Here is a 21712-nt window from a genome sequence, read left to right as displayed (position 1 = left end):
TCGCCGCGAGGCGTGCGTGAGGGCTCTGGCGACAGCGCTCAGGTACGGGTCGGACCGATCAAGTGCCGCGACCGTGGTCGACGAGCCCACGGTGCCGTCGCCTCGGTGTGACACGGGTCAGGTGAGTTCCAGGTCGAGGCCGCCGGTGACACGGACCTCGCGCACCGTGCCCTCGCCCGTGTCGAGCACGCGGACCGTGCCGTCGGCGGACCAGCCGGCCCGCTCGTAGAACCCGCGGGAGGCGGTGTCGCTCTCCGGCACCCAGGCGAGCCCGTAGCGGGCGCCGTCCTCGCGCAGCGCCGCGGCCGCCGTGGCGAGCAGGCGGCCGCCGTGCCCGCGCCGGCCCCAGCGCGGCTCGACGAGCAGGATGCTGATCTCGGCCCACGCCTCCGGCCCGAGCGTCGGGCCCGACGGTGCCACCGCGCCCTCGGGTGCGACGGCCGGGGCGGCGGCGCAGAAACCCACCGTCCACTCGCCCTCGGTGGCCACCAGCACGTGGTGGCCCTCACCGGCGGTGACGGCGGCGGCCCACGCCGCATGCGCCTCCGGCGCGCGCAGCTGTTCGAGCGCCGCCGGCGGGATCAGGCCCTCGTAGGCCGTGGACCAGGTGTCGGACTGGATGCGGACGATCTCTGCGACGTCCTCGGGGGCGGCGGGGCGGACGAGGGCGGTGGCCATGCCGCCATCCAAGACCACGCGGGCGCCCGGTCGGTCGCTCGCCCCCCGCACGGGCGTCCGCCCGCCGTGGCAACGTGGTGGGCGTGCCCGTTCCCGCCGGTCCCCGCCGCCCGCCCGCCCTCGCCTGGGCCGCGCTCGGGGTGGTCTACGTGCTGTGGGGCTCGACCTACCTGGCCAACCGCTTCATCATCGCCGACGTGCCGCCGCTCTTCGCCAGCGGCGCCCGCTTCCTGGTCGGGGGCTCCCTGCTCACGTTCGTGGTGCTGGCCGTCGGCGGGTGGCGGGCCTTCCGGATGGACCGGCGGCAGTTCGCGACCACGGCGCTCGCCGGGTTGCTGCTGCCCGCGTGGGGGAACGGGCTCGTCACGGTCGCGCAGCAGCACGTCGCGTCAGGGGTGGCCGCACTGCTGATCGCCTCGGTGCCGCTGTGGATCGTCGTGCTGCGCGCGCTGACCGGGGACCGGCCGCGGGCCGCCACCGTCGCCGGCACCGGGGTCGGTGTGGTGGGTCTCGCGGTGCTGCTGCTCGCCGGGTCGTCCGGGGGTTCCGGCGGAGTCGTCGGCAACGCGTGGTGGGGGCCGTGGCTGGTGGTGCTGGCCGCGGTCGGCTGGGCGTCGGGGACGTTCGCGACGACGCGCCTGCCGACCCCGCGCAACCCGTTCGCGCTGGCCGCGGTGCAGATGCTGGTGGGTGGCCTCGTGCTGATGGTGGGCAGCATCGTCGCAGGCGACCGCCCGGACCTCACGGCCGTCTCCCCGAGCGCATGGTGGGCATGGGCGTACATGGCCGTGGTGGTGTCGCTGCTCGCGTTCAGCGCCTACGCCTACGCGCTGGCGGCGCTGCCGGTCTCCACGGTCGCGACCTACGCCTACGTCAACCCCGTGATCGCGGTGCTCCTCGGCGCCCTCGTGGCGGCGGAGCGGTTCAGCGGGCTGCAGCTGCTCGGCGGCGCGGTGGTGCTGCTCGCGGTGGTGCTGGTGGTCGCGGCGGAGCGGCCGCGCACGGGCCGGCGGAAACGTCGGGGGCAGCTGGCAGCATCGCCGACGTGACATCCACCGTCGAGACGATCGGTCCCGCCGTCGCCCGCCGGGCCGCGCTGGCCGCCCAGGGCTTCGCCGACCCGCCGCCGTCCGGCCCGGTCACGCGCCGCCACCTGCTGCGCGCGCTCGGCCGCGTCCGGCTGCTGCAGCTCGACTCGGTGAACGTCGCCGTCCGCGCCCACTACATGCCGCTGTTCAGCCGGCTCGGTCCCTACGACCCGGCCCTCGTCGACGATGCCGCGTGGTCGCATTCCGCGCGCAGGCCCCGCCTGCTCGTCGAGGCATGGGCGCACGAGGCGAGCCTGCTGCCGGTGCAGGAGTGGCCGCTGATCCGGGCCGGTGCCACCCGCGACCGCTGGTGGCGCGGCTACCAGCCGCTGGTCGATCGGCACCCGGGCCTGGTCGACGACGTGCTCGCCGCCGTCAAGGAGCTGGGGCCGGTCGGTGCGGGCGCCCTCGAGGCGGCGCTGCAGGCCCCCACCCGGCCACGGCCCGCCGGGGCGTCGTGGTGGGAGCGGTCGGAGGTCAAGCGCATCTGCGAGTACCTGTTCGGCATCGGCGCGCTCACCACGGGCACCCGGCGCCACTTCGAACGCCTCTACGACCTGCCCGAGCGCGTGCTCCCGCCCGCAGTGCTCGCCGTGCCGCAGCCGTCGCCGGAGGAGGCCGCCCGGGCGCTCGTGCTGCGCTCGGCGTCCGCGCTGGGCGTGGCCACCGAGCCCGAGCTGCGCGACTACTACCGCCTCGCCCCGGCGCGCAGCCAGGCGGCGGTGGCGGAGCTGGTCGGGTCGGGCGAGCTGGAGCAGGTCCGGGTGCGCGGGTGGGAACGCCCGGCGTACCGGTTGCCCGGCACCCGCGTGCCCCGCCGCATCACCGGGCGGGCACTGCTGTGCCCGTTCGACCCGCTGGTCTGGGAACGCGAACGCACCGAGCGGATGTTCGGGTTCCACTACCGCATCGAGATATACGTGCCGGAACCGAAGCGCCGGTACGGCTACTACGTCTTCCCGTTCCTGCTCGACGGCGAGCTGGTGGGCCGGGTCGACCTCAAGGCCGACCGCAAGGCGGGTGTCCTGCGCGTGCCGGGCGCCTTCGCCGAGCCGCACGCCGACCGGCCGCGCGTCACCGCCGAGCTCGCCGCGGAGCTGCGGGTGATGGCCGGCTGGCTCGGTCTCGACGGGGTGGTGGCAGGCGAGCGCGGCGACCTCGCGGGCCCGCTGGCCGCCGCGTTGCGCTGAGCGGGCTCAGCCGGGCCCGATCGCGTAGCGCACCCCGGTGAGGTGCTCGGAGCGCTCCCACAGCCGGGCGGCGAGCGCGGGGTCGCGTGCGGCGCGGCTCGACCGGACGAGCGTGGGGTAGCCGTTGCGGTGGCGCGGTCCGTCGGGGCCGACGTAGTCACCGCCGCGTACACCGGGCGCGACCGCCGCGTACAGCAGTGGCAGCACGCCCATCTGCGGGCTCTGCGCGCGCCCGCCGGCCACGATCCGGCCCTGCAACGACCTGTCCCGGCGCTGCCCCTCGGTGGCGGTGACACCGGGGTGCGCCGCCACCGAGACGGTGCGCCGTCCCGCCGCGGCCAGCCGCCGCTGGAGCTCGTAGGCGAACAGCAGGTTGGCCAGCTTGGACTGCCCGTAGGCCAGCCACCGCTGGTAGGGGCGGCGCTCCCAGTTCAGGTCGGCACGGATCCGGCCGAGCACGTGCAGGCCGCTCGACACGGTGACGACGCGGTCGCGCACCTGGTCGACCAGCAGGCCGGTCAGGGCGAACGGGCCGAGGTGGTTCGTGCCGATGTGCCGCTCGAACCCGTCGGCCGTGGTGCCCTTCGGCACCGCGAGGACGCCGGCATTGTTGATGAGGACGTCGACGTGGCCGTCGAGGGCCTCGGCGAACGCCCGCACCGACGACAGGTCGGCCAGGTCGAGCCGGCGCACCTCGGTGAGCCCGCCGATCCGCTCCGCGACGGCGCGCCCGGCGTCGGGGTCGCGGCACGCCATCACCACCCTCGCGCCGGCCCCGGCGAGCACGCGCGTCGCTTCCGCGCCGAGCCCGCTGGTGGCGCCGGTGATGAGCACGGTGCGTCCGTGCTGGGCAGGGACGTCTGCCGCGGTCCACCCGGTCATGTCACGTCTCCTCTGATCAGACAGCTCCGGGCGGGCGGGGCGACGCGTTCCGCCCCGCCCGCCCCTCGCCCCGCACCGATCCGGTCCGCGCGGGCCGTTCCCCACTCGGCCCGCGCCTCCCCCGTGACCGTCGATCGGGCAGGCACGCCGCTCCCGCGCGCTCACGCACCGACTTCCGCTCTCCCGCACCGACTGCAGTCGGTGCGGGAGCGACGCAGTCGGTGTGCGAGCGCCCGGGCCGCCGGTCAGGCCGGCACGGCGGCCCGGGAGACCAGTACGTCGCCGCTGCCCGTGCGGCCGCGGACCTGCACCGCCGCGGGCGTGGCCGGCGCCACCGAGGCGACGTCGAGCTCACTGCGGGCGCGTCCCGAGCCCGACACCAGGTCCAGCTCCGCCGCGACGCCGGGGTGCACGCCGACCCGCAGGGCCCCGGAGCCGGTCGTGACCTGCAGGGCCCCGCTGCGCGCGTCGGTGATCGTGACGTCGCCGGAGCCGGTGCGCAGCTCGACGTCGCCGTGCACCGCGCCGAGGGTGACGTCGCCGCTGCCGGTCTTGACCTCGGTGTGTCCGCCCGTGGCGGCCACCCGGATGTCACCGGAGCCGGTGCGCAGCCGCGCCCGGCCGCTCACCGGTCCGAGGTCGATGGCACCGGAGCCGGTCGTGACGTCCGCGTCGCCGTCCACGGCGTCCAGGGTGGCGCCGCCCGAGCCGGTGCGGACGCCCGCCCAGCCGGCCCGGCCGGCGACGCGCACCTCGCCCGCGCCGATCCGGGCCGCGAGCCGGGAACGGGTGGGGGCCCACACGGTGATCGCGAGCGGCACCACCCGCAGGGGCAGGTCCTGCGACGAGCGCACCACGAGCCGCCGCCCGCTCTCCGACCAGCTGATCTCCGCCGCGGACACGGCCTCGGCGGCCAGCTCCTCGGTGCTCCCACCGGGCGCGCTGCCTGCGGTGGCGTTGCCGAGCCAGGAGATGATGCCCGACAGGCCCTGGCTCCAGCTGTTGCCCGCGGACGGGTCGTGGCGCACCTCCACGCGCACCTCGCCCGCCCCGTCGGGCTGGTCCTCCAGGTGCACCCGGATGCGCCCGACGTCCGTGTTCAGCTCCAGCTCGGCCGGCCCGTCCGCGCGCCATTCCTGACGGCGCACCAGACCCGGCCCGGGCTCGTCGGCGGAGTCCTTGGTGAAGTCGATCCCGAAGTCGTCCATGTCGTTCAGCCCTCCACCCAGCCGCGCAGGCGCTTGCCCTCGCGGTCACCCGTGCCGTCGCCGCGCCGCCCGTGCCGGCGGTGCCCCCCGGCGAGCGCGCCCTGCACCGCCTGGGCCACCCAGGAGTTCAGCGACACCCCCTGCGCCGCGGCGGCCTGCTCGGCCTGGCTCTTGATCTGCTCGACGAGCCGCAGCGTGATGCGGCTGATGTCACCGGTGTCGGCGCCGCCGAACCCGCCGAAGGGCGGCTCGGGGTCCGGCCCCGGCTCGGAGCCCTCGTCGCGGCTCACGGCGACACGCACGTCGCGGCCGTCGAGGCGCACCTCGACGACGCGGTCGCCGAGCGTGGCGGTGACCTCGGCCGCGAGGTCCGATAGCGCGTTCATGATCGCCAGTCGGGCGGCGGGCTCGATCGCGGCGCCGAGCAGCGCGGCGGTGCGCTGGGTCTGCTCGTCACCTGCGGCGGCGGCGGACGCGAGGTCCTCCCGCAGCTGCCGCACGTACTGGTTCAGGTCCATGACGTCACTATGGCGTCAGGGCTGACATCAGTCAAGGAACCAGATGGCGTCAATCGGCGTCACGCCGGTGCTGCCATGGTGCCTCGTTACGCTGCCGCCATGCCGCAGTCCGTGCCGCTGGGCGTCCAGCTGGTCGCCAAGACCGAGTTCGTCGCCCCGGAAGGCGTCCCGTGGAGCACCGACGCCGACGGCGGTGCGGCGCTGGCCGAGTTCGCGGGCCGGGCCTGCTACCAGTCGTGGTCGAAGCCGAACCCGGCCACGGCCACCAACGCCGGCTACCTGCGCCACATCCTGGAGGTCGGGCACCTCTCGGTGCTCGAGCACGGCACCGTGAGCTTCTACCTCACCGGGGTGTCGCGCTCGCTCACCCACGAGCTCATCCGCCACCGCCACTTCTCCTACAGCCAGCTCTCGCAGCGCTACGTACCCGAGCGGGACGCCGCGATGGTCGAGCCCGACGTCATCGCCGCCGACGAGGAGCTGCACGCCCTGTTCACGGAGGCCGCCGCCGCCTCGGTGCAGGCCTACGAGGCGCTGCTCGAGGGCCTGCAGAAGCGGTTCGCCGACGTCCCCGACGCCACCCTGCGCCGCAAGCAGGCCCGGCAGGCGGCGCGGGCGATCCTGCCCAACGCCACCGAGACCCGCGTCGTCGTCACCGGCAACTACCGGGCGTGGCGGCACTTCATCGCCATGCGTGCCACCGAGCACGCCGACGTGGAGATCCGCGCCCTCGCCGTCGAGTGCCTGCGCCAGCTGCAGCGCGAGGTGCCCACGGTGTTCGGCGACTTCGAGATCGCCGCGCTCGAGGACGGCACCGAGATCGCCTCCAGCCCGTTCGTCACGGAGGGGTAGGCCGCACCGCGCCCGCCAGCACGGCGAGCGCGCACGGCCAGCGCGGCGCGTCGCGGGTCTGGCTCGTGCAGGCCCGGCAGCGGCCACGGGCGTCGGGCACGTGGGCGGCCAGCAGGCGGCCGCGCACGAGCGGCCAGCCGGTGATGATCTCGGCGGCCTCGAACAGCAGCCGGCCGTTGCGCTCGGCGCGGGTGGTCGTCATGCGACGCAGGCTCGCGCGGGGGTCCGCGGGATCGGGATCGGTGCGGCGGGAACGACCGGTGCGGGAATCCCACACCCGCGTTCCCGTGTGCCACGATCCGTGACCGGGGCCGGACGGGGGGTCACGTGGTGCAGCACGAGGGATCGATGATCCGCCGACGCGTGCTCGCCCGGCAGCTGCGGGCGATGCGCGAGGAAGCGGGGCTCACGCTCGAGCAGGCCGCGCCGAAGCTGGACTTCTCGGTGAGCAAGCTGAGCCGCATCGAGAACGCGCAGGTCATCATCGACGTGCACTGGGTGAAGAGCATGCTCGACGTCTACGACGTGGGCGGCGACCGCTGGACCGAGCTGGTCGAGCTGGCCCGCGAGGCACGGCAGCCCGGTTGGTGGCGGGCCTACGGGTTGGGCAAGCACACCTGGTACATCGGCTACGAGACCGAGGCGCGCCGAGTCCAGGAATTCATGGTCGCCTACGTTCCTGGCCTCATGCAGACTGCCGACTACGCCCGGGCATTGATGCGCGCGGTGCCGGTGCGGCGCACAGCCGACGAGCTGGAGAACGAGGTCGCGGCGCGGATGTACCGCCAGCATCGGCTGTCGTCGGCCGAGGACCCGCTCGAGTTGGTTGCGGTGGTCGACGAGGCGGCGCTGCGGCGCCCGGTCGGCGGACCGGCAGTGTTGCGGGCCCAGCTCGGGCGGATCATCGAGCTGGCGGCGCTGGAGACGGTGACCCTGCACGTACTGCCTGCGACCGTCGGCGCCCACGCGGCTCTGCCGTCCGGGTTCACGATCCTCAACTTCGGTGACCTCGGAGAGCCGGACATGGTCTACGTCGAGCACGGCCTGGGTGCGCTGAGCCTCGACAAGGACGGCGAAGTCGCACGGGCGAGGCTGACGTTCGAGCGCGGGCTGGCGGAAGCGCTCGACCCGGCCGAGTCCGTCGCGCTCGTCCACCGGCTCGCCGGGTCGTGAGCCCTCTGGAGGCGATGGCAGTGGGCGACGACGAGCTCCGCTGGTTCACGAGCAGCTTCAGCGGCGGTAACGGTGACGGCTGCGTCGAGGTGGCCTTCCTGCCCGATGCCGTCGCCGTGCGCGACACGAAGGACCGCACGCTGACGCCGCACCGCTACCCTGCCGCCCACTGGGCGGAGTTCCTGTCCGGCGTGCGGGCAGGAGAGTTCGACTCCACTTGATCCGCATGACGAACGGCACGTTCGTCGGCCAGGTACCGACGAGAGTGCCGTTCGTCGCCGGGGGCCGGGTGTGCGGGGCGGCTTAGGCTGGCCGCGTGCGTCCCGCGTTGACCTTCCTCGACGGTGTCCGCTGGCGCGGCGCACCCGTCGCGGGCGAGCGGGCGCAGACGTTGCTGGCCGTGCTGGTGCGCCACGGGCGTGAGGGCGCGGGCGACGAGCGCCTCGCCGGGGAGCTGTGGGGGGACGTCCCGCCGGCGAACCCGGCGAAGGCGTTGCAGGTCGTGGTCTCGCGCACCCGTGCGGCGTGCGCCCCGGAGGTCGTCGTGCGCACCGCGCGCGGCTACCGGCTCGGTCTGCCCGACGACGACGTCGACGTCCTGCGGCTCGCCGGGCTGGTCGCGCGGGCCCGGGCCGCGCTCGTCGGCGGCGACGCCGTCGCGGCGCGGGACCACGCGCAGGCGGCGCTGGAGCTGGCGGGCGGGGTGGCGCCGCGCGCCGCCGACGGCCCCCTCGACGAGGTGCTGGTGTGCGCCGCGGACCACGCGGCGCAGGCCCGGACGCTGCTCGGCGTCGCGCTGCACCGCTCCGGCGCGCACCCCGCGGCCCTGCCGTTGCTGGAGACGGCCGTGGCCCGCCACCCCGGCGACGAGGAGCTGCTGGCCGCGCTGCTGCGCAGCGAGGCGGCGGTCCGGGGGCCGGGTGCGGGGCTGGCCCGCTACGAGTCCTACCGCCGGAACCTGGTCGACCGGCTCGGCGTCGAGCCGGGGGAGCCGCTGCGCCGCGTGCACGCCGAACTGCTCGCCCTCGACCGGCCGGTGCGCGACGGCTTGCTCTTCGACACCACCTCGCTGCTGGGCCGGGACGCCGACCTCGCCGCGCTGCGGGGGCTGCTGCGCGGCGGCCGGGTCACCTCGATCGTCGGGGCAGGCGGGCTGGGCAAGACCCGCCTCGCACACGTGCTGGGCCGGGAGGCCGTCCAGCCGGTGGTGCAGTTCGTCGAGCTGGTGGGTGTCACCACCGGTGACGACGTGGTCAGCGAGGTCGGGTCGGTGCTCGGGGTGCGTGATTCGGTCAGCAGCCGCCGCAGCCTCACCCCGGCGCAGCGCGCCGACGTCCGTTCCCGCATCGCCCGCCACCTCGGCCAGGCCCCCGCGCTGCTGATCCTGGACAACTGCGAGCACGTCGTCGAGGCCGTGGCCGACCTGGTGGCCTTCCTCGTGGCCGCCACGCGCGACCTGCACGTGCTGACCACCAGCCGGGCCCCGCTCGCCATCGCGGCCGAGCACGTCTACCCGCTCGCCCCGCTCGGGACGCCGGACGCCGCCGAGCTGTTCCGCATGCGCGCGCGGGCGGCGCGGCCGGGCGTGGCCCTCGACGAGCACGCCGTCGCCGACGTCGTCGCGCGGCTGGACGGCGTGCCCCTGGCGATCGAGCTGGCCGCCGTGAAGGTGCGCGTGATGTCGGTGGCGGACGTCGCGCGCCGCCTGCAGGACCGGTTCGCGCTGCTGCGCGGTGGGGTCCGCGGCGCCCCGGACCGGCACCAGACGTTGCTGGCCGTCATCGACTGGTCGCACAACCTGCTCACCGACCGCGAACGCCGGGCCTGGCGGCGGCTCTCGGTCTTCCACGACGGGTTCACCCTCGCCGCCGCGGAGGCGGTGCTCGGGCCGGAGGCGGCCGACGCGGTGCCCGCGCTGGTCGACCAGTCGCTGCTCGCGGTGCGCGAGTCCGGGGCGGGCGTGCGGTTCCGGATGCTGGAGACGGTGCGCGAGTTCGGGCGCAGGCAGCTCATGGAGGCCGGCGAGGACGCCGAGGCGCTGGCCGCGCACCGGCGGTGGGCAACCGCGTACGCGGACGCGGCGCGGTCCGGTCTGCACGGTGCGGACCAGGTGCGGTGCACGGACCTCCTGCTCGAGGAGGAGACCAACCTCGCCGACGCGCTCCGCCAGGCCCTCGCGGAGCCCGACCCCGCCGCCGTGGTGGTGCTGTACGCGGCGCTGACCGGCTTCTGGTCCATCAGCGGTGATCATTCGCGAGTGGTCGGCCTGGTCGACGCCGTCCAGGTCGCCCTGCACGGGTGGACGCCGCCCGCGGAGCTGGCCGGGCACACCCGGATGGCGCTGGCGGGCGCGCTGAACAACACGGTGATCGTCGACGAGCTCGGGTTCGACGTGGGCGAGCTGTGGGCGCTGCTGCGCAGGCTCGGCCCCGGGCCCGGCCCGTCGGAGGTCGCCGCGAGCGTCGCGGTCACGCTCGCCGTGGACCCGGCGGACCCCGGCGGGATCGACGCGCGGCTCGAGGCCCTGTCCGACGGCCGTGACCCGCGCACGGCGGTCAAGGCCCTGATGTGGCGCAGCCACGCCCGGGAGAACGCGGGGGACGTCGAGGCGGCGATCGCGCTGACCACCCGCGCCCTGGCCATGGTCCCGGACGAGGACGGGCCCTGGACCCGGGCGATGCTGCACACCCAGCTGGCGCAGCTGCACGCCGCACTGGGGCGGCACGGCGAGGCCGCCGGGCACGCCCGGCGGGCCATCCCGGTGCTCGAGCGGCTGGGCGTCGACGACGACCGCGCCCAGCTCCTGTCCGTCACGGCGGTGCACGCGCTCGTCGAGGGCAGGCTCGAGGAGGCCGAGCGGATCTTCACGACCGTGGACGGGGTGGGCGAGCGCGGGATGGGCGTCGGCAGCGAGGTGGTCCGGCTGGTCGGCCGCGCGGAGCTGGCCCTGGCCCGGGGGCGGACGTCCGAGGGGCTGGCGTTCTACCGCGCGGCCGTCACCAGTGCGCGGGAGCTGCGGTTCCCCGGCTTCCCGTCGGTGAACGGGTACGAGCCGTGGACGGTGTACATCGAGGCCGTCGCGCTCACCGCGCACGCGCTGCACGGCGGGGGCGACGCCGCCGATCCCGACGGTGCCGACCTGGACGCGGTGGTGCGCGGCAAGGCGGCCGCCCTCCTCGAGCCGGACCAGTTCCTCGACCACCCGATCGTGGGGCTGGCGCTCTACGGCGTCGGCATGTGGTCGCTGCGGGTGCCGGCGTGCCGGAGTGCGGAGGGCGCGGTGCCGGTCGCGGTGCGGCTCCTCGCGCTCGCCGAGCGGTTCGCCTACAACCGTTCGGTGCCCACGATGAGCTGGGACCGTGCCGTCGACGTCGCGGAGCGCGCGGCGCCGGGCCTGCTCGGGAAGATCCTCGACGAGTACGGCGAACGCCGCGGGCCCGACCTGCTCGACGAGGCCCGCGGCGTCGTGCGCGCGCTGGCGTGAGGTCACATCCGCCGGCGGAACGTCGCCACCGACAGCGGCGCGAAGATCGCGACCACGACGGCGCAGCCGAGCAGCGCCCAGCCGACGTCGGCGGTCAGGCTGCCGGTGTTGGCGAGGGCCCGGACCGCGGAGACCACGTGGGACACCGGGTTGACCTGCACGAACCCGGCGAGCCAGCCCGGCAGGGTCTCCACGGGGACGAAGGCGTTGGACAGGAACGTCAGCGGGAACATGATCATCATCGAGATGCCCTGGACGCTCTGGGCGCTGCGGGCGATCGTCCCGACCCAGGTGAAGACCCACGCGAGCGACCACCCGGCGACCACCGCGACCAGGCCGCCCGCGACGACCCCGAGCACTCCTCCGCCGGGCCGGTAGCCCAGGAGGAGGCCCATCGCGAACGTGAGCGTGGCGGCGATCGCGTAGCGCAGCAGGTCGGCGACCATCGGGCCGGCGAGCGGGGCGATGCGGGCGATCGGCAGTGACTTGAACCGGTCGAACACCCCCTTGTCCATGTCCTCGCGCAGCTGCACACCGGTCGCCATGCAGGCTGTCAGCGTGGTCTGCGCGAGGATCCCGGGGATCATCAGCGGCAGGTAGCTCGCGACGTCCCCGGCGATCGCCCCGCCGAAGATGAAGGCGAACATCGCGGTGAACAGGATCGGCTGGAACGTCACGTCGAAGAACTGCTCGCCGTTGCGGCGCATCTTCTTCGTCGCGCGCCAGGCCAGGATCATGGTCTGGCGCGCGGTCTCGCCCAGCGTGATGCGGGTGCGCGTCATGGCGACCCGGTCGGGGCCCGTGGCGCGGGCCGGTTCGGCGAGGAGGGTGGTCATGCGGACTGCTCCAGTGTGGTGTCGTGGCCGGTGAGCGCGAGGAAGACCTCGTCGAGGCTGGGCTTCTGCACGCTCACCGAGGCGATGGATATCTCCCGCGCGCGCAGCGCGACGAGGACGTCGGCGGCGTCGTCGGGGCGGTCGAGGGGGACGGTGATGCGGCCCCGCTCGGGGGAGAGCACGGGTTCGGTGCCCAGCAGGCCCTGCACGGTGTCCGCGGCGGTTGCGGTGTGCGCAGGCTCGGTGAGCAGCAGGTGCAGCGAGGAGTTGCCGACGGAGGACTTCAGCGCGTCGGGGGTGCCCTCGGCGACCTTGCGACCCCGGTCGATCACCGCGATCCGGTCGGCGAGCTGGTCGGCCTCGTCGAGGTACTGGGTGGTGAGCAGCACCGTGGCGCCGTCGTCGACGAGCGCGCGGATCGTGTCCCACATCTGGCCGCGGGTTCGCGGGTCCAGCCCGGTCGTCGGCTCGTCGAGGAAGATCAGCGGTGGGCGGGTGATGAGGCTGGCGGCCAGGTCGAGGCGGCGGCGCATGCCGCCGGAGAACTGCGAGATCGGGCGGTTCGCGGCCTCCTCGAGCCCGAACCGCCCGAGCAGCCGCGTGGCGGTGCGGCGGGCCGTGGCGGAGGGCAGGCCCTGGAGCCGGCCGAACAGCCACAGGTTCTCGGCGGCGGTGAGGTTCTCGTCGACCGAGGCGTACTGCCCGGTGAGGCCGATGAGCTGGCGGATCCGGTGGGGGTGGCGGCGCACGTCGACGCCGAAGACCTCGGCGTGCCCGTCGTCGATCGCGAGCAGCGTGGCCAGCATGCGCAGCACGGTCGTCTTGCCCGCGCCGTTCGGGCCGAGGACGCCGAAGACCTCTCCGGGCGCCACCTCGAGGTCGATGCCGTCGACGGCGCGGTGGGCGCCGAACGCCTTCACCAGCCCCTCGGTGCGGACGGCGGGGGGTGTCGGGGATGTCGTCACGGGTGGAGGGTGCGGCGGGCCGGTTTCACCCGGCCCTCGCCGCGCCTTCACGCGTGAAAGCGGCCCGGGGAGCCCGCCCGTCAGTAGGGTCGGGTGCATGAGCCTCGCAACCCGGGAGCGCGCGGCGCTCAGCGCCGAGCTGGAGCGCGTCGGCCCCGACCGGCCCACCCTGTGCACCGGCTGGACCACCCGCGACCTGCTGGCCCACCTGCTGGTCCGCGAGCGGAAGACCTGGGCGGCCGCCGGTGCGCTGGTGCCCCCGCTGGCCGGGGTCACCGAGCGGGCGATGGACGCCTACCGCGACATGCCGTGGGCGGAGGCGGTCGCGCTGTTCCGGGGCGGCCCGCAGGAGTGGTCGCCGCTGCGGATCGAGCGGGTCGACGCCGCAGCGAACGGCACGGAGTTCTTCGTCCACCACGAGGACGTGCGCCGCGGCGAGCCGGGCTGGGAACCGCGCGAGCCCGACGTGGACCGCGACACCGCGCTCTGGGCCGGCGTGCGCCGGCTGGGTGTGCTGATGCGGCGTAGCCCGGTCGGCGTGGTGCTGGCGCGGCCCTCGGGGCAGCGGTACGCGGTGCGGACCGGTCCCGGCGTCGTGACGGTGGTCGGGGAGCCCGGCGAGCTCGTCCTGTTCGCGTTCGGGCGCGAGGCCGCCCGGGTCGAACTGCAGGGGGAGCACGGCGACGTCGAGGCGCTGCGCCGGACGCCGCGAGGGGTCTGAACGCGCCCCGCGGGGGTGCGAGGGTCGCGTCCAGGCGCTTCGGGCCGGGGCCGCGGGGGTACCGTCTCCCCATGAGCCCCATCGCCCCTGGACTGCGGCCGCCCGGCCGCCCGTTCGGCCGGATGCTGACCGCGATGGTCACGCCCTTCGACGCCGATGGCCGCCTGGACCTCGCGAAGGCCGAGGAGCTGGCCGGTCACCTCGTCGATCTGGGCAACGACGGCCTCGTGGTCAACGGCACCACGGGGGAGGGGCCCACCACCACCGACAAGGAGAAGTCCGAGGTGGTCCGGGCCGTGGTCAACGCGGTCGGGGACCGCGCCACGGTGGTGGCCGGGGCGGGCACGTACGACACCGCCCACAGCATCGAGCTGGCGCGCCAGGCCGAGAAGGCGGGTGCGCACGGGCTGCTGCTGGTCACGCCGTACTACTCGCGGCCGCCGCAGTCGGGTCTCGTGCTGCACTTCACGGCCGTGGCCGACGCCACGGACCTGCCGGTGATGCTCTACGACATCCCGCCGCGCAGCGTCATCCCGATCGAGGTGGAGACGCTGCAGCGGCTCGCCGAGCACCCGCGGATCGTCGCGGTGAAGGATGCGCGCAACGACCTGCGCGTCGGCACCGAGGTGCTCGCCACCACCACGCTCGCCTACTACTCCGGCGACGACCCGGTGAACCTGCCGTGGCTCTCGGTCGGCGCGGTCGGGTTCGTCAGCGTGATCGGGCACGTGGCGGCCAACCGGCTGCGCGAGATGCTCGACGCGTACGAGGCGGGCGAGGTCGACCGGGCCCGCAACCTGCACTACGCCACCCTGCCGCTGATCCGCGCGATGGGGCGCGTCGGCGGGGTGGTCTTCGCGAAGACGGCGCTGCGCCTGCGCGGCCTCGACGTCGGCGACCCCCGGCTGCCGCTGCCGCCCGCCACCGAGGAGCAGGTGGCCGCGATCTCGGGCGACCTGCAGGCCGCCGGGATCGCGCTCGCCACCGACCGTCGCACCGACCTCGGCCACGGCGCCCTCGGCGCGCGGGCCGCGGCCGACCTCGGCGCCGAGGTGGCCTACCAACACTGACCCCCTGCGCGGCGCCGAGCGCGCCGAGCGCAACCGTACTGCGAGGAAGAAGAGCTTGAGTCGTCCACCCGCGCGGTCCGACCGCCCCCGGTCCGACCGTCGTTCGCGGCCGCCCCGGCGCGATCGCGCCCGTCCCGCCCCCGCCGCCCCGCCCGAGGAGGTCAACCGGGCCGAGCTGCCCGCCGGGCCGCCACCGGTGCTGCCGGACGGCGCCCTGCGCGTCGTCGCGCTCGGCGGCATCGGCGAGATCGGCCGCAACATGACGGTCTTCGAGTACGACGGGCGGTTGCTCGTCGTGGACTGCGGGGTGCTCTTCCCGGCCGAGGACTCGCCGGGCGTCGACCTGATCCTGCCCGACTTCCGGGCCATCGAGGACCGCCTCGACGACATCGACGCGCTCGTGCTCACCCACGGCCACGAGGACCACATCGGCGCCGTGCCGTTCCTGCTGCGCCAGCGGCCGGACCTCACGATCGTCGGCTCGCGGTTCACGCTCGCGCTCGTCGCGGCCAAGTGCAAGGAGCACCGGCTCACCCCGCACCTCCTGGAGGTGAAGGAGGGGGAGCGGCTGCACCACGGCACGTTCGACTGCGAGTACTTCGCGGTGAACCACTCGATCCCCGACGCGCTGGCCGTCGCGATCCGCACCCCCGCCGGGCTGGTGCTGCACACGGGTGACATCAAGCTCGACCAGCTGCCGCTGGACGGGCGGCTCACCGACCTCGCCGGGTTCTCCCGGCTCGGCGACGAGGGTGTCGACCTGTTCCTCGTCGACTCCACGAACGCCGACGTCCCCGGTTTCGTGATCTCCGAGCGGGAGATCGGCCCGGTGCTCGACGGGGTGTTCCACCGCGCCGACGCCCGGATCATCGTCGCCTGCTTCGCGAGCCACGTCCACCGCGTGCAGCAGGTGCTCGACGCCGCCGCGGAGCACGGGCGGAAGGTGTGCCTGGTCGGGCGCTCGATGGTGCGCAACATGGGCCTGGCCGCCGAGCTGGGCTTCCTGAACGTGCCCGACGGGCTGCTCGTCGAGCTGGACGACGCGATGGAGCTGCCCGACGAGAAGCTCGTGATCGTCTCCACCGGTTCGCAGGGGGAGCCGCTGTCCGCGCTCGCCCGGATGGCCCGCGGCGACCACCGCTCGGTGCGCATCCAGCCGGAGGACACGATCATCCTCGCCAGCTCGTTGATCCCGGGCAACGAGACGGCGGTCTTCGCGGTCATCAACGGCCTCACGCGCCTCGGCGCCACCGTCGTGCACCAGGGCACGGCCAAGGTGCACGTGTCGGGCCACTCCCCGGCCGGTGAGCTGCTGTTCCTCTACAACGCCGTCCGGCCGAGCAACGTCATGCCGGTGCACGGCGAGTGGCGGCACCTGCGCGCCAACCGCCGCCTCGCCGTGCAGACCGGGGTGCCCGAGGACGCCGTGGTGCTCGCCGAGGACGGCGTGGTGGTCGACCTCGTCGACGGCCGCGCGGCCATCAGCGGGCGCGTCGAGGTCGGGCGGGTGTACGTCGACGGGCTGGCCGTCGGCGACATCGGCGAGAGCACGCTGGGTGACCGGCTGGTGCTGGGCGAGGGCGGGTTCATCTCGATCACGGTGGCCGTCGACGCCAACACCGGCCGCGCCGTCTCGCGCCCCACGCTGTCGGGGCGCGGGTTCTCCGACGACCCGAAGGCGCTCGACGCCGTGCTGCCGATGGTCGAGGACGAGCTCTCCCGCACCGAGGCCGAAGGCATCACCGACACCCACCGCATCGCCCAGTCGGTGCGCCGGGTCGTGGGCAAGTGGGTGGGGGAGACCTACCGCCGCCGCCCGATGATCGTGCCGACGGTCATCGCGGTCTGAGCCCCGGGTGGGTCTCGGGCGGTAACGGGTCGGCGGACGGCGTCGTGACGCGGGCGTGGCTACAATTGCGACCATTGATGTAGCCACCGGAGGTCGGCGTGGAGATCGGGATCAGGGAGCTGCGCGACGGGTTGAGCAGGCACCTCGCCGAGGTGCGGCGAGGTGCGACCGTCACCGTGACCGACCACGGGCGGCCCATCGCCCGCATCGTCCCGGTCGAGCGGCTCAGCCGTCTGGAACAGCTGCGTGCCGAAGGTCGGGTCCGTCCCGCGGCCCGTCGCAGGCGACCGGCACCGGATCCGGTGGAGAGCTCCGGGTCCGTGTCCGATCTCGTCGACGACCAGCGGCGGTGATCGGCTACCTCGACACGTCCGCGTTCGTCCCGCTGCTCGTCGCCGAACCGTCGAGCGCGGTGTGCCGGCGGTTCTGGGACTCCGCCGACGCGGTCGTGACGTGCCGGCTGCTGTACGTCGAGACGGCCGCGGCTCTCGCGCAGGCCGAGCGGATGGCGCGCCTCGACCGGGCCCGGCACCGGCGGGCGCGGGACCTGCTCGACGACCTCTGGTCGGAGCTCGACGTCATCGAGATCGACGAGCCGCTGGCCCGGGCCGCAGCCGATGCGGCGCACGCCCTGGGTCTGCGGGGCTACGACGCCGTCCACTGCGCCGCGGCGGAGCAGCTCTCCGACGACGACCTCGTGGCCGCCACCGGAGACCACCACCTGCTGGCCGCGTGGCGGGAACGTGGAGTGGCGACCTACGACACGAACCAGGCGCCCTGAGCGCCCGATCACCGTCGTCGGAGGATGATCGACCGATCTCGGGCCGCCGAAACCGGTCGACCGACCGCCGCCCACCCCGCAGGATGCGGTGCGATGAACGAGCTGATGTGGCCGGCCGAACGGACCGAGGCATTCGTCCGCGACGGGTTCGTGCACCTGCCCGGCGCTTTCGACACGTCCCTAGCCGCCACCTGCCGGGACCTGCTGTGGCAGCGCCTCGACGCCCGCCCGGACGAGCCCGCGACGTGGACCAGACCGGTCGTGCGGATCGAGGGGATGGCCGACGAGCCGTTCACCGCATCGGCCAACACGCCCGCGTTGCACGCCGCCTTCGACGCGCTCGTCGGGCCCGGGCGGTGGCGCCCGCGGATCGGGATGGGCACCTTCCCGATCCGGTTCCCGCATCCCGACGATCCCGGCGACGCGGGATGGCACGTCGAGGCCAGCTACGCCGGCCCCGGTGGTGAGCCGCGGCTCGACATCCGCTCGCACGGGCGGGCCCTCCTGATGCTGTTCCTCTACTCCGACGTCGGCCCGGACGACGCCCCGACCCGGATCCGCGTGGGCTCGCACCTCGACGTCGCGGCGCTGCTCGCACCCCACGGCGACGAGGGCGCGGAGTTCTTCGCGTTCGCCGGGGAGGCCGTCCCGGCGACGGCGCACCGGCCGGTCGTCGACGCGGTCGGCGCCGCGGGCGACGTCTACCTGGTGCACCCGTTCGTCGTGCACTCCGCGCAGCCGCACCACGGCACGCGGCCCCGGTTCATGGCGCAGCCGCCCTTGGAACCGGTCGCCGACCTGCGGTTGGACGGTGCCGACGGCGAGCGCTCCGCGGTCGAGCGGGCCGTCCTGCGCGGCCTCGGCCGGGAGCGGTAACGGCAAGGGTCCAGGAAGGTGAGGCCGAAGCGGTTCGATCAGGTGGGGGAGGAGCTCCGGCCGCAGGTCAGGAACACCGTGCCCGCCGAGCTGGCGGAGACCTCCCGCAGGTCGAACCTGCGCTGCGTGTCGTCACCGGCGAAGAGCCGGTGATCGGCTGATCGGGCGGGTAGTGGGGTACTCCGCCGGCGTGGAGCGTGAGGTGCAGGTGCGCGAGGTCGAGGAGCTGACCGGGCGGTCCGGCACGACCCGGTTCGTCCTGCGCGACGACGACGCCACCGAGTACACGACCTTCCGCGACCGCATCGGCAAGGAGGCAATGCGCTTCCGGGGCAAGCGGGCCCGGATCGAGTTCCACGAGGAGGAGCGCCGCGGCTTCCACAACGTCTACCTCGACGGGATCGGCCCCGCGCCCGAGCCGTCCGGCCCGGACGGCGCGGACGGCCCGCCACCGGGCGGCGGGCGCGCGGCCCAGCCGGCCGACGAGTCGGCGTGGGACACGGCGGTCGAGGCGGCGCCGTGGATCCTCGGCACGCGTGAGCCGGAGGAGGCCGTCGCGCCGGAGGAGCTCTACGAGCGGCTGCACCCGTTCAAGGAGCTCGTCGCCGACGACATCCGCAAGGCGGGCGCCGAGGACGACGAGCCGGACCGCCGCTCCTAGTAGTCCCCGCCGGAGGCGTCCGCCCTCAGGGGAGGCGGAAGCCCGGGTCGCTCGGCAGCACCGCCGTGTCCATCTGCGCCTTCTGCAGCTTCCCGGCGTAGTCCCAGTTCATCGACTGCCAGCGCGTGAACTGGTCCAGCACCCAGATGCCGGACTGGCGGCTGCCGTTGCCCGAGCGCCCGTTGCCGCCGAAGGGCAGGTGCGCCTCGGCCCCGGACGTCGAGTTGTTCACGCTGACCATGCCCGCGCTCACCCGTTCCCGGAACCGGAACGCGTGCACCGGGGTGGAGGTGTAGATCGACGCCGACAGGCCGTAGCCGTGCCCGTTCGCGAGCGCGACGGCCTCGTCGAACGTCTCGAACTCCGCGATGCCGATGACCGGCCCGAACGTCTCGGTCCGGTACAGCGCGTCGCCCTCGCGGACGCCGTCGACGATCGTGGGGTGGGCGTAGAGACCCGGCTCGCCGGTGAACTCCCCGCGCGGGTTGGCCGGGGTGATCCGGCCGGTGCCGGTCGAGCCGTGCAGCGCGTGGTGCGACTCGACGAGCCCGAGGTGCTGCTCGAACGCGTCCAGGAACCGCTGCGAGATCATCGGCCCGTACAGGACGTCGGCGCGGGTGGGGTCGCCGATCGCGGCGCCGCGCACGGCGGCGTCGAGGCGGCTCAGGAACCCGTCGTGCACGCCAGCGTGCACGATCGCGGTGCCCAGCGACGTGCAGCGCTGCCCCGCGGTGCCGAACCCGGAGAACAGCGCGCCCTCGACGGCCAGGTCGAGGTCGGCGTCGGGCATGACGACCAGCGGGTTCTTGCCGCCCAGCTCCAGGCACGGGTTCTGCAGGTGCCGACCGGCCAGCTCGCCGATCCGCGTCCCGACCGCGGACGAGCCGGTGAAGCCGATCTTGTCGACGAGCCCGGCGTCGAGGGCCCGTGCGAGCCCGTCGGAGGTCGTGGGGCCGTCGGCGAGCACCGTGTTCAGCACGCCGTCGGGCAGCCCGCCGCGGACGAACAGCTCGGTGAACGCCTGCGCGATCGCCGGGGTGTACTCCGCGGGCTTCCAGACGACCGCGTTGCCGCAGAGCAGGGCGGGCACGAGGTACCAGGACGGCACCGCAACGGGGAAGTTCCCCGCCGTCACGATCGCGGCGACGCCGACCGGCACGCGGAAGGTGAACAGCTGCTTGTCGGGCATCTCGCTGGGCACCGTCTGCCCGTAGAGGCGTCGACCCTCCCCGGCGAAGAAGGAGCAGGTGTCGATCACCTCCTGCACCTCGCCGCGCGCCTCGCTGATCGGCTTGCCGATCTCGCGGGTGACGAGGGCGGACAGGGCGTCGGCGTTGGCCTCGACCAGGCGACCGATCTGCTCGACCACCCGGCCGCGCACCGGAGCGGGAACGGCGGCCCAGCCGCGCTGCGCGTCGCGGGCGGTGCGGCAGGCGTCGACGAACTTCTCGGCGTCGGCGAGCAGCGCCTCGGCCACCGGCTCCTCGCGGGCCGGATCGACCGAGACCAGGCGGCCACCGGGAGCGTCCTCGAGCCACTTGCCTCCGACGAAGGAGCCGACGGGGCGCGTCACGACCGCACCGCCCGCGCCAGCGCCGCGACCGCGAGGTCGAGCTCGTCCTCGCCGACGGTCAGGGCGGGCCGGAAGCGGATCGAGCGCTCACCGCCACCGAGGATCAGCACCTTCTCGTCGCGGTGCAGCCGGGCGACGGCGGCGGCGCGCGCCTCCGGCGTGGGGAGGTCGACCGCGACGAACAGGCCGCGCCCGCGCACGTTGTCGATCCCGGGGACGCCTCCGAGCCCGTCCAGCAGCCGCTTGCCCAGCACCGCGGCGCGTTCGACCAGCCCGTCGGACTCGATGACCTCGAGGTAGCGGCGCGAGCGGACCATGTCGGCGAGCCCGCCGCCCCACGTCGAGTTGATCCGCGACGACACGGCGAACACGTTGTCGGGCACCTCGTCCACGCGCCCGCCCGCCATGATCCCGCAGACCTGCAGCTTCTTGCCGAACGCGACGACGTCGGGCGTCAGGCCCAGCTGCTGGTATGCCCACGCGGTGCCGGTCATCCCGCCGCCGGTCTGCACCTCGTCGAGCACGAACAGGGCGTCGTGCTCGTGGCACAGGGACTGCATCGCCTGCAGGAACTCGGCCCGCATGTGGTTGTCGCCGCCCTCGCCCTGGATCGGCTCGGCGATGAAGCAGGCGATGTCGTGCGGGTGGGCCGCGAACGCGGCGCGGGCCTGCTCCAGCGCGCGGGCCTCCGCGGCCTCGACCTCGCCGCGGTCGAGCGGGAAGCGCAGCGCGGGCACGTCGATGCGGGGCCAGTCGAACGTCGGGAACAGGGCCGTCTTGACCGGGTCGGTGTTGGTCAGCGAGAGCGTGTAGCCGCTGCGGCCGTGGAACGCCTTGCGCAGGTGCAGGACCTTCGTGCCCCGGTCGGCAGGACGTCCCAGCATGGCGTTGTGCCTGCGCTTCCAGTCGAACGCGGTCTTCAACGCGTTCTCGACGGCGAGCGCGCCACCCTCCACGAGGAACAGGTGCGGCAGGGCGGGATCGCCGAGGACCCGCTCGAACGTCTCGACGAACGCCGCCATCTGGACGGTGTAGATGTCGGAGTTCGACGGCTTGTTGACCGCCGCCTCGGTGAGCTCCGCCAGGAACGCCGGGTCGTCGGCGAGCGCCGGGTGGTTCATCCCCAGGGGCGCGGAGGCGAAGAAGCTGAACATGTCGAGCCAACGCGTGCCGTCGCGGGCGTCGACGAGCCACGACCCCCGGCTGGCGCGGGTGTCGAGCACCAGGTCGAAGCCGTCGACGAGCAGGTGGCGGCGCAGTATCTCCATGACCTGGGTCTCGTGGACGCGGTCCGGGGTGACGGTCAT

Annotated in this window: 22 protein-coding genes; 13 read left to right on the top strand and 9 right to left on the bottom strand. The window is 74.5% G+C overall.

Features of this window, described 5'->3' with window-relative positions; translation table 11 throughout:
* Nucleotides 1-117: 117 nt before the first annotated feature.
* Nucleotides 118-678 (bottom strand): GNAT family N-acetyltransferase, encoded by a 561-nt coding sequence (locus FB558_RS05660; RefSeq protein WP_142048777.1) that lies wholly within the window; start codon nucleotides 676-678, stop codon nucleotides 118-120.
* 83 nt (nucleotides 679-761) lie between these two features.
* Here FB558_RS05660 and FB558_RS05655 point away from each other — a divergent pair, with 83 nt between their 5' ends.
* Both FB558_RS05655 and FB558_RS05650 read left to right on the top strand, forming a co-directional pair.
* Entirely contained in the window at nucleotides 762-1727 is a 966-nt protein-coding gene (locus FB558_RS05655) for an EamA family transporter (RefSeq protein WP_170231195.1), read from the top strand.
* Complete coding sequence (locus FB558_RS05650; RefSeq protein WP_142048773.1) at nucleotides 1724-2956, top strand: winged helix-turn-helix domain-containing protein; 1233 nt, start codon at nucleotides 1724-1726, stop codon at nucleotides 2954-2956. The genes FB558_RS05655 and FB558_RS05650 overlap by 4 nt, the downstream gene beginning before the upstream one ends.
* 6 nt (nucleotides 2957-2962) lie before the next feature.
* Here FB558_RS05650 and FB558_RS05645 read toward each other — a convergent pair whose 3' ends face one another.
* From FB558_RS05645 to FB558_RS05635, 3 genes are all read right to left on the bottom strand, one after another.
* Entirely contained in the window at nucleotides 2963-3838 is an 876-nt protein-coding gene (locus FB558_RS05645) for an oxidoreductase (protein ID WP_142048771.1), read from the bottom strand.
* A gap of 245 nt (nucleotides 3839-4083) precedes the next feature.
* A complete protein-coding gene (locus FB558_RS05640; protein ID WP_142048769.1) occupies nucleotides 4084-5046 on the bottom strand; it encodes a DUF4097 family beta strand repeat-containing protein in 963 nt (320 codons plus the stop codon).
* A gap of 5 nt (nucleotides 5047-5051) precedes the next feature.
* Nucleotides 5052-5564: a toxin-antitoxin system HicB family antitoxin gene (locus FB558_RS05635; RefSeq protein WP_142048767.1), complete on the bottom strand. Its 513-nt coding sequence runs from the start codon at nucleotides 5562-5564 to the stop codon at nucleotides 5052-5054.
* Nucleotides 5565-5663: 99 nt separating this feature from the next.
* Between FB558_RS05635 and thyX the strand changes: the two genes are divergently transcribed.
* Nucleotides 5664-6416: an FAD-dependent thymidylate synthase gene (gene thyX, locus FB558_RS05630; protein WP_211366109.1), complete on the top strand. Its 753-nt coding sequence runs from the start codon at nucleotides 5664-5666 to the stop codon at nucleotides 6414-6416.
* Here the strand turns inward: thyX and FB558_RS05625 are convergent.
* Entirely contained in the window at nucleotides 6403-6618 is a 216-nt protein-coding gene (locus FB558_RS05625) for a hypothetical protein (RefSeq protein ID WP_142048763.1), read from the bottom strand. The genes thyX and FB558_RS05625 overlap by 14 nt on opposite strands.
* Before the next feature lie 146 nt (nucleotides 6619-6764).
* Between FB558_RS05625 and FB558_RS05620 the strand changes: the two genes are divergently transcribed.
* From FB558_RS05620 to FB558_RS05610, 3 genes are all read left to right on the top strand, one after another.
* Complete coding sequence (locus tag FB558_RS05620; RefSeq protein ID WP_142048761.1) at nucleotides 6765-7589, top strand: helix-turn-helix domain-containing protein; 825 nt, start codon at nucleotides 6765-6767, stop codon at nucleotides 7587-7589.
* Between the two features lie 14 nt (nucleotides 7590-7603).
* A complete protein-coding gene (locus FB558_RS05615) occupies nucleotides 7604-7810 on the top strand; it encodes a DUF397 domain-containing protein (RefSeq protein ID WP_142048759.1) in 207 nt (68 codons plus the stop codon).
* A gap of 95 nt (nucleotides 7811-7905) precedes the next feature.
* Complete coding sequence (locus tag FB558_RS05610; protein ID WP_142048757.1) at nucleotides 7906-11073, top strand: ATP-binding protein; 3168 nt, start codon at nucleotides 7906-7908, stop codon at nucleotides 11071-11073.
* Between the two features lie 2 nt (nucleotides 11074-11075).
* On the opposite strand, the gene FB558_RS05605 is transcribed toward FB558_RS05610, so the two are convergent.
* Both FB558_RS05605 and FB558_RS05600 read right to left on the bottom strand, forming a co-directional pair.
* Nucleotides 11076-11909, bottom strand: coding sequence for an ABC transporter permease (locus FB558_RS05605; RefSeq protein WP_142048755.1), 834 nt, complete (start codon nucleotides 11907-11909; stop codon nucleotides 11076-11078).
* Entirely contained in the window at nucleotides 11906-12874 is a 969-nt protein-coding gene (locus FB558_RS05600) for an ATP-binding cassette domain-containing protein (protein WP_246106263.1), read from the bottom strand. Before FB558_RS05600 ends, FB558_RS05605 begins: the two co-directional genes overlap by 4 nt.
* A 97-nt stretch (nucleotides 12875-12971) precedes the next feature.
* On the opposite strand from FB558_RS05600, the gene FB558_RS05595 reads away from it, so the two are divergent.
* From FB558_RS05595 to FB558_RS05565, 7 genes are all read left to right on the top strand, one after another.
* Nucleotides 12972-13595: a TIGR03085 family metal-binding protein gene (locus FB558_RS05595; protein ID WP_142048751.1), complete on the top strand. Its 624-nt coding sequence runs from the start codon at nucleotides 12972-12974 to the stop codon at nucleotides 13593-13595.
* A 71-nt stretch (nucleotides 13596-13666) separates the two neighbouring features.
* Entirely contained in the window at nucleotides 13667-14665 is a 999-nt protein-coding gene (gene dapA / locus FB558_RS05590) for a 4-hydroxy-tetrahydrodipicolinate synthase (protein ID WP_211366106.1), read from the top strand.
* A gap of 175 nt (nucleotides 14666-14840) precedes the next feature.
* Nucleotides 14841-16514, top strand: a complete 1674-nt coding sequence (locus tag FB558_RS05585; protein WP_246106484.1) for a ribonuclease J — start codon at nucleotides 14841-14843, stop codon at nucleotides 16512-16514.
* A gap of 98 nt (nucleotides 16515-16612) precedes the next feature.
* Nucleotides 16613-16867 (top strand): type II toxin-antitoxin system Phd/YefM family antitoxin, encoded by a 255-nt coding sequence (locus tag FB558_RS05580; RefSeq protein ID WP_142048747.1) that lies wholly within the window; start codon nucleotides 16613-16615, stop codon nucleotides 16865-16867.
* Complete coding sequence (locus FB558_RS05575) at nucleotides 16864-17295, top strand: type II toxin-antitoxin system VapC family toxin (RefSeq protein ID WP_142048745.1); 432 nt, start codon at nucleotides 16864-16866, stop codon at nucleotides 17293-17295. The genes FB558_RS05580 and FB558_RS05575 overlap by 4 nt, the downstream gene beginning before the upstream one ends.
* 93 nt (nucleotides 17296-17388) lie before the next feature.
* Entirely contained in the window at nucleotides 17389-18171 is a 783-nt protein-coding gene (locus FB558_RS05570) for a phytanoyl-CoA dioxygenase family protein (protein WP_246106262.1), read from the top strand.
* Between the two features lie 190 nt (nucleotides 18172-18361).
* Complete coding sequence (locus tag FB558_RS05565) at nucleotides 18362-18832, top strand: hypothetical protein (RefSeq protein ID WP_142048743.1); 471 nt, start codon at nucleotides 18362-18364, stop codon at nucleotides 18830-18832.
* Nucleotides 18833-18857: 25 nt separating this feature from the next.
* On the opposite strand, the gene FB558_RS05560 is transcribed toward FB558_RS05565, so the two are convergent.
* Together FB558_RS05560 and lat are read right to left on the bottom strand one after the other, a co-directional pair.
* Nucleotides 18858-20405, bottom strand: a complete 1548-nt coding sequence (locus tag FB558_RS05560) for an aldehyde dehydrogenase family protein (protein WP_142048741.1) — start codon at nucleotides 20403-20405, stop codon at nucleotides 18858-18860.
* Nucleotides 20402-21712 carry an L-lysine 6-transaminase gene (gene lat / locus FB558_RS05555; protein WP_142048739.1) on the bottom strand — a complete coding sequence of 437 codons (1311 nt, stop codon included), beginning with the start codon at nucleotides 21710-21712 and terminating at the stop codon, nucleotides 20402-20404. The genes FB558_RS05560 and lat overlap by 4 nt, the downstream gene beginning before the upstream one ends.

The sequence above is a fragment of the Pseudonocardia kunmingensis genome, from assembly GCF_006716445.1.
Taxonomy (GTDB): domain Bacteria; phylum Actinomycetota; class Actinomycetes; order Mycobacteriales; family Pseudonocardiaceae; genus Pseudonocardia; species Pseudonocardia kunmingensis.
This window is presented reverse-complemented; position numbering and strand designations above follow the sequence as displayed.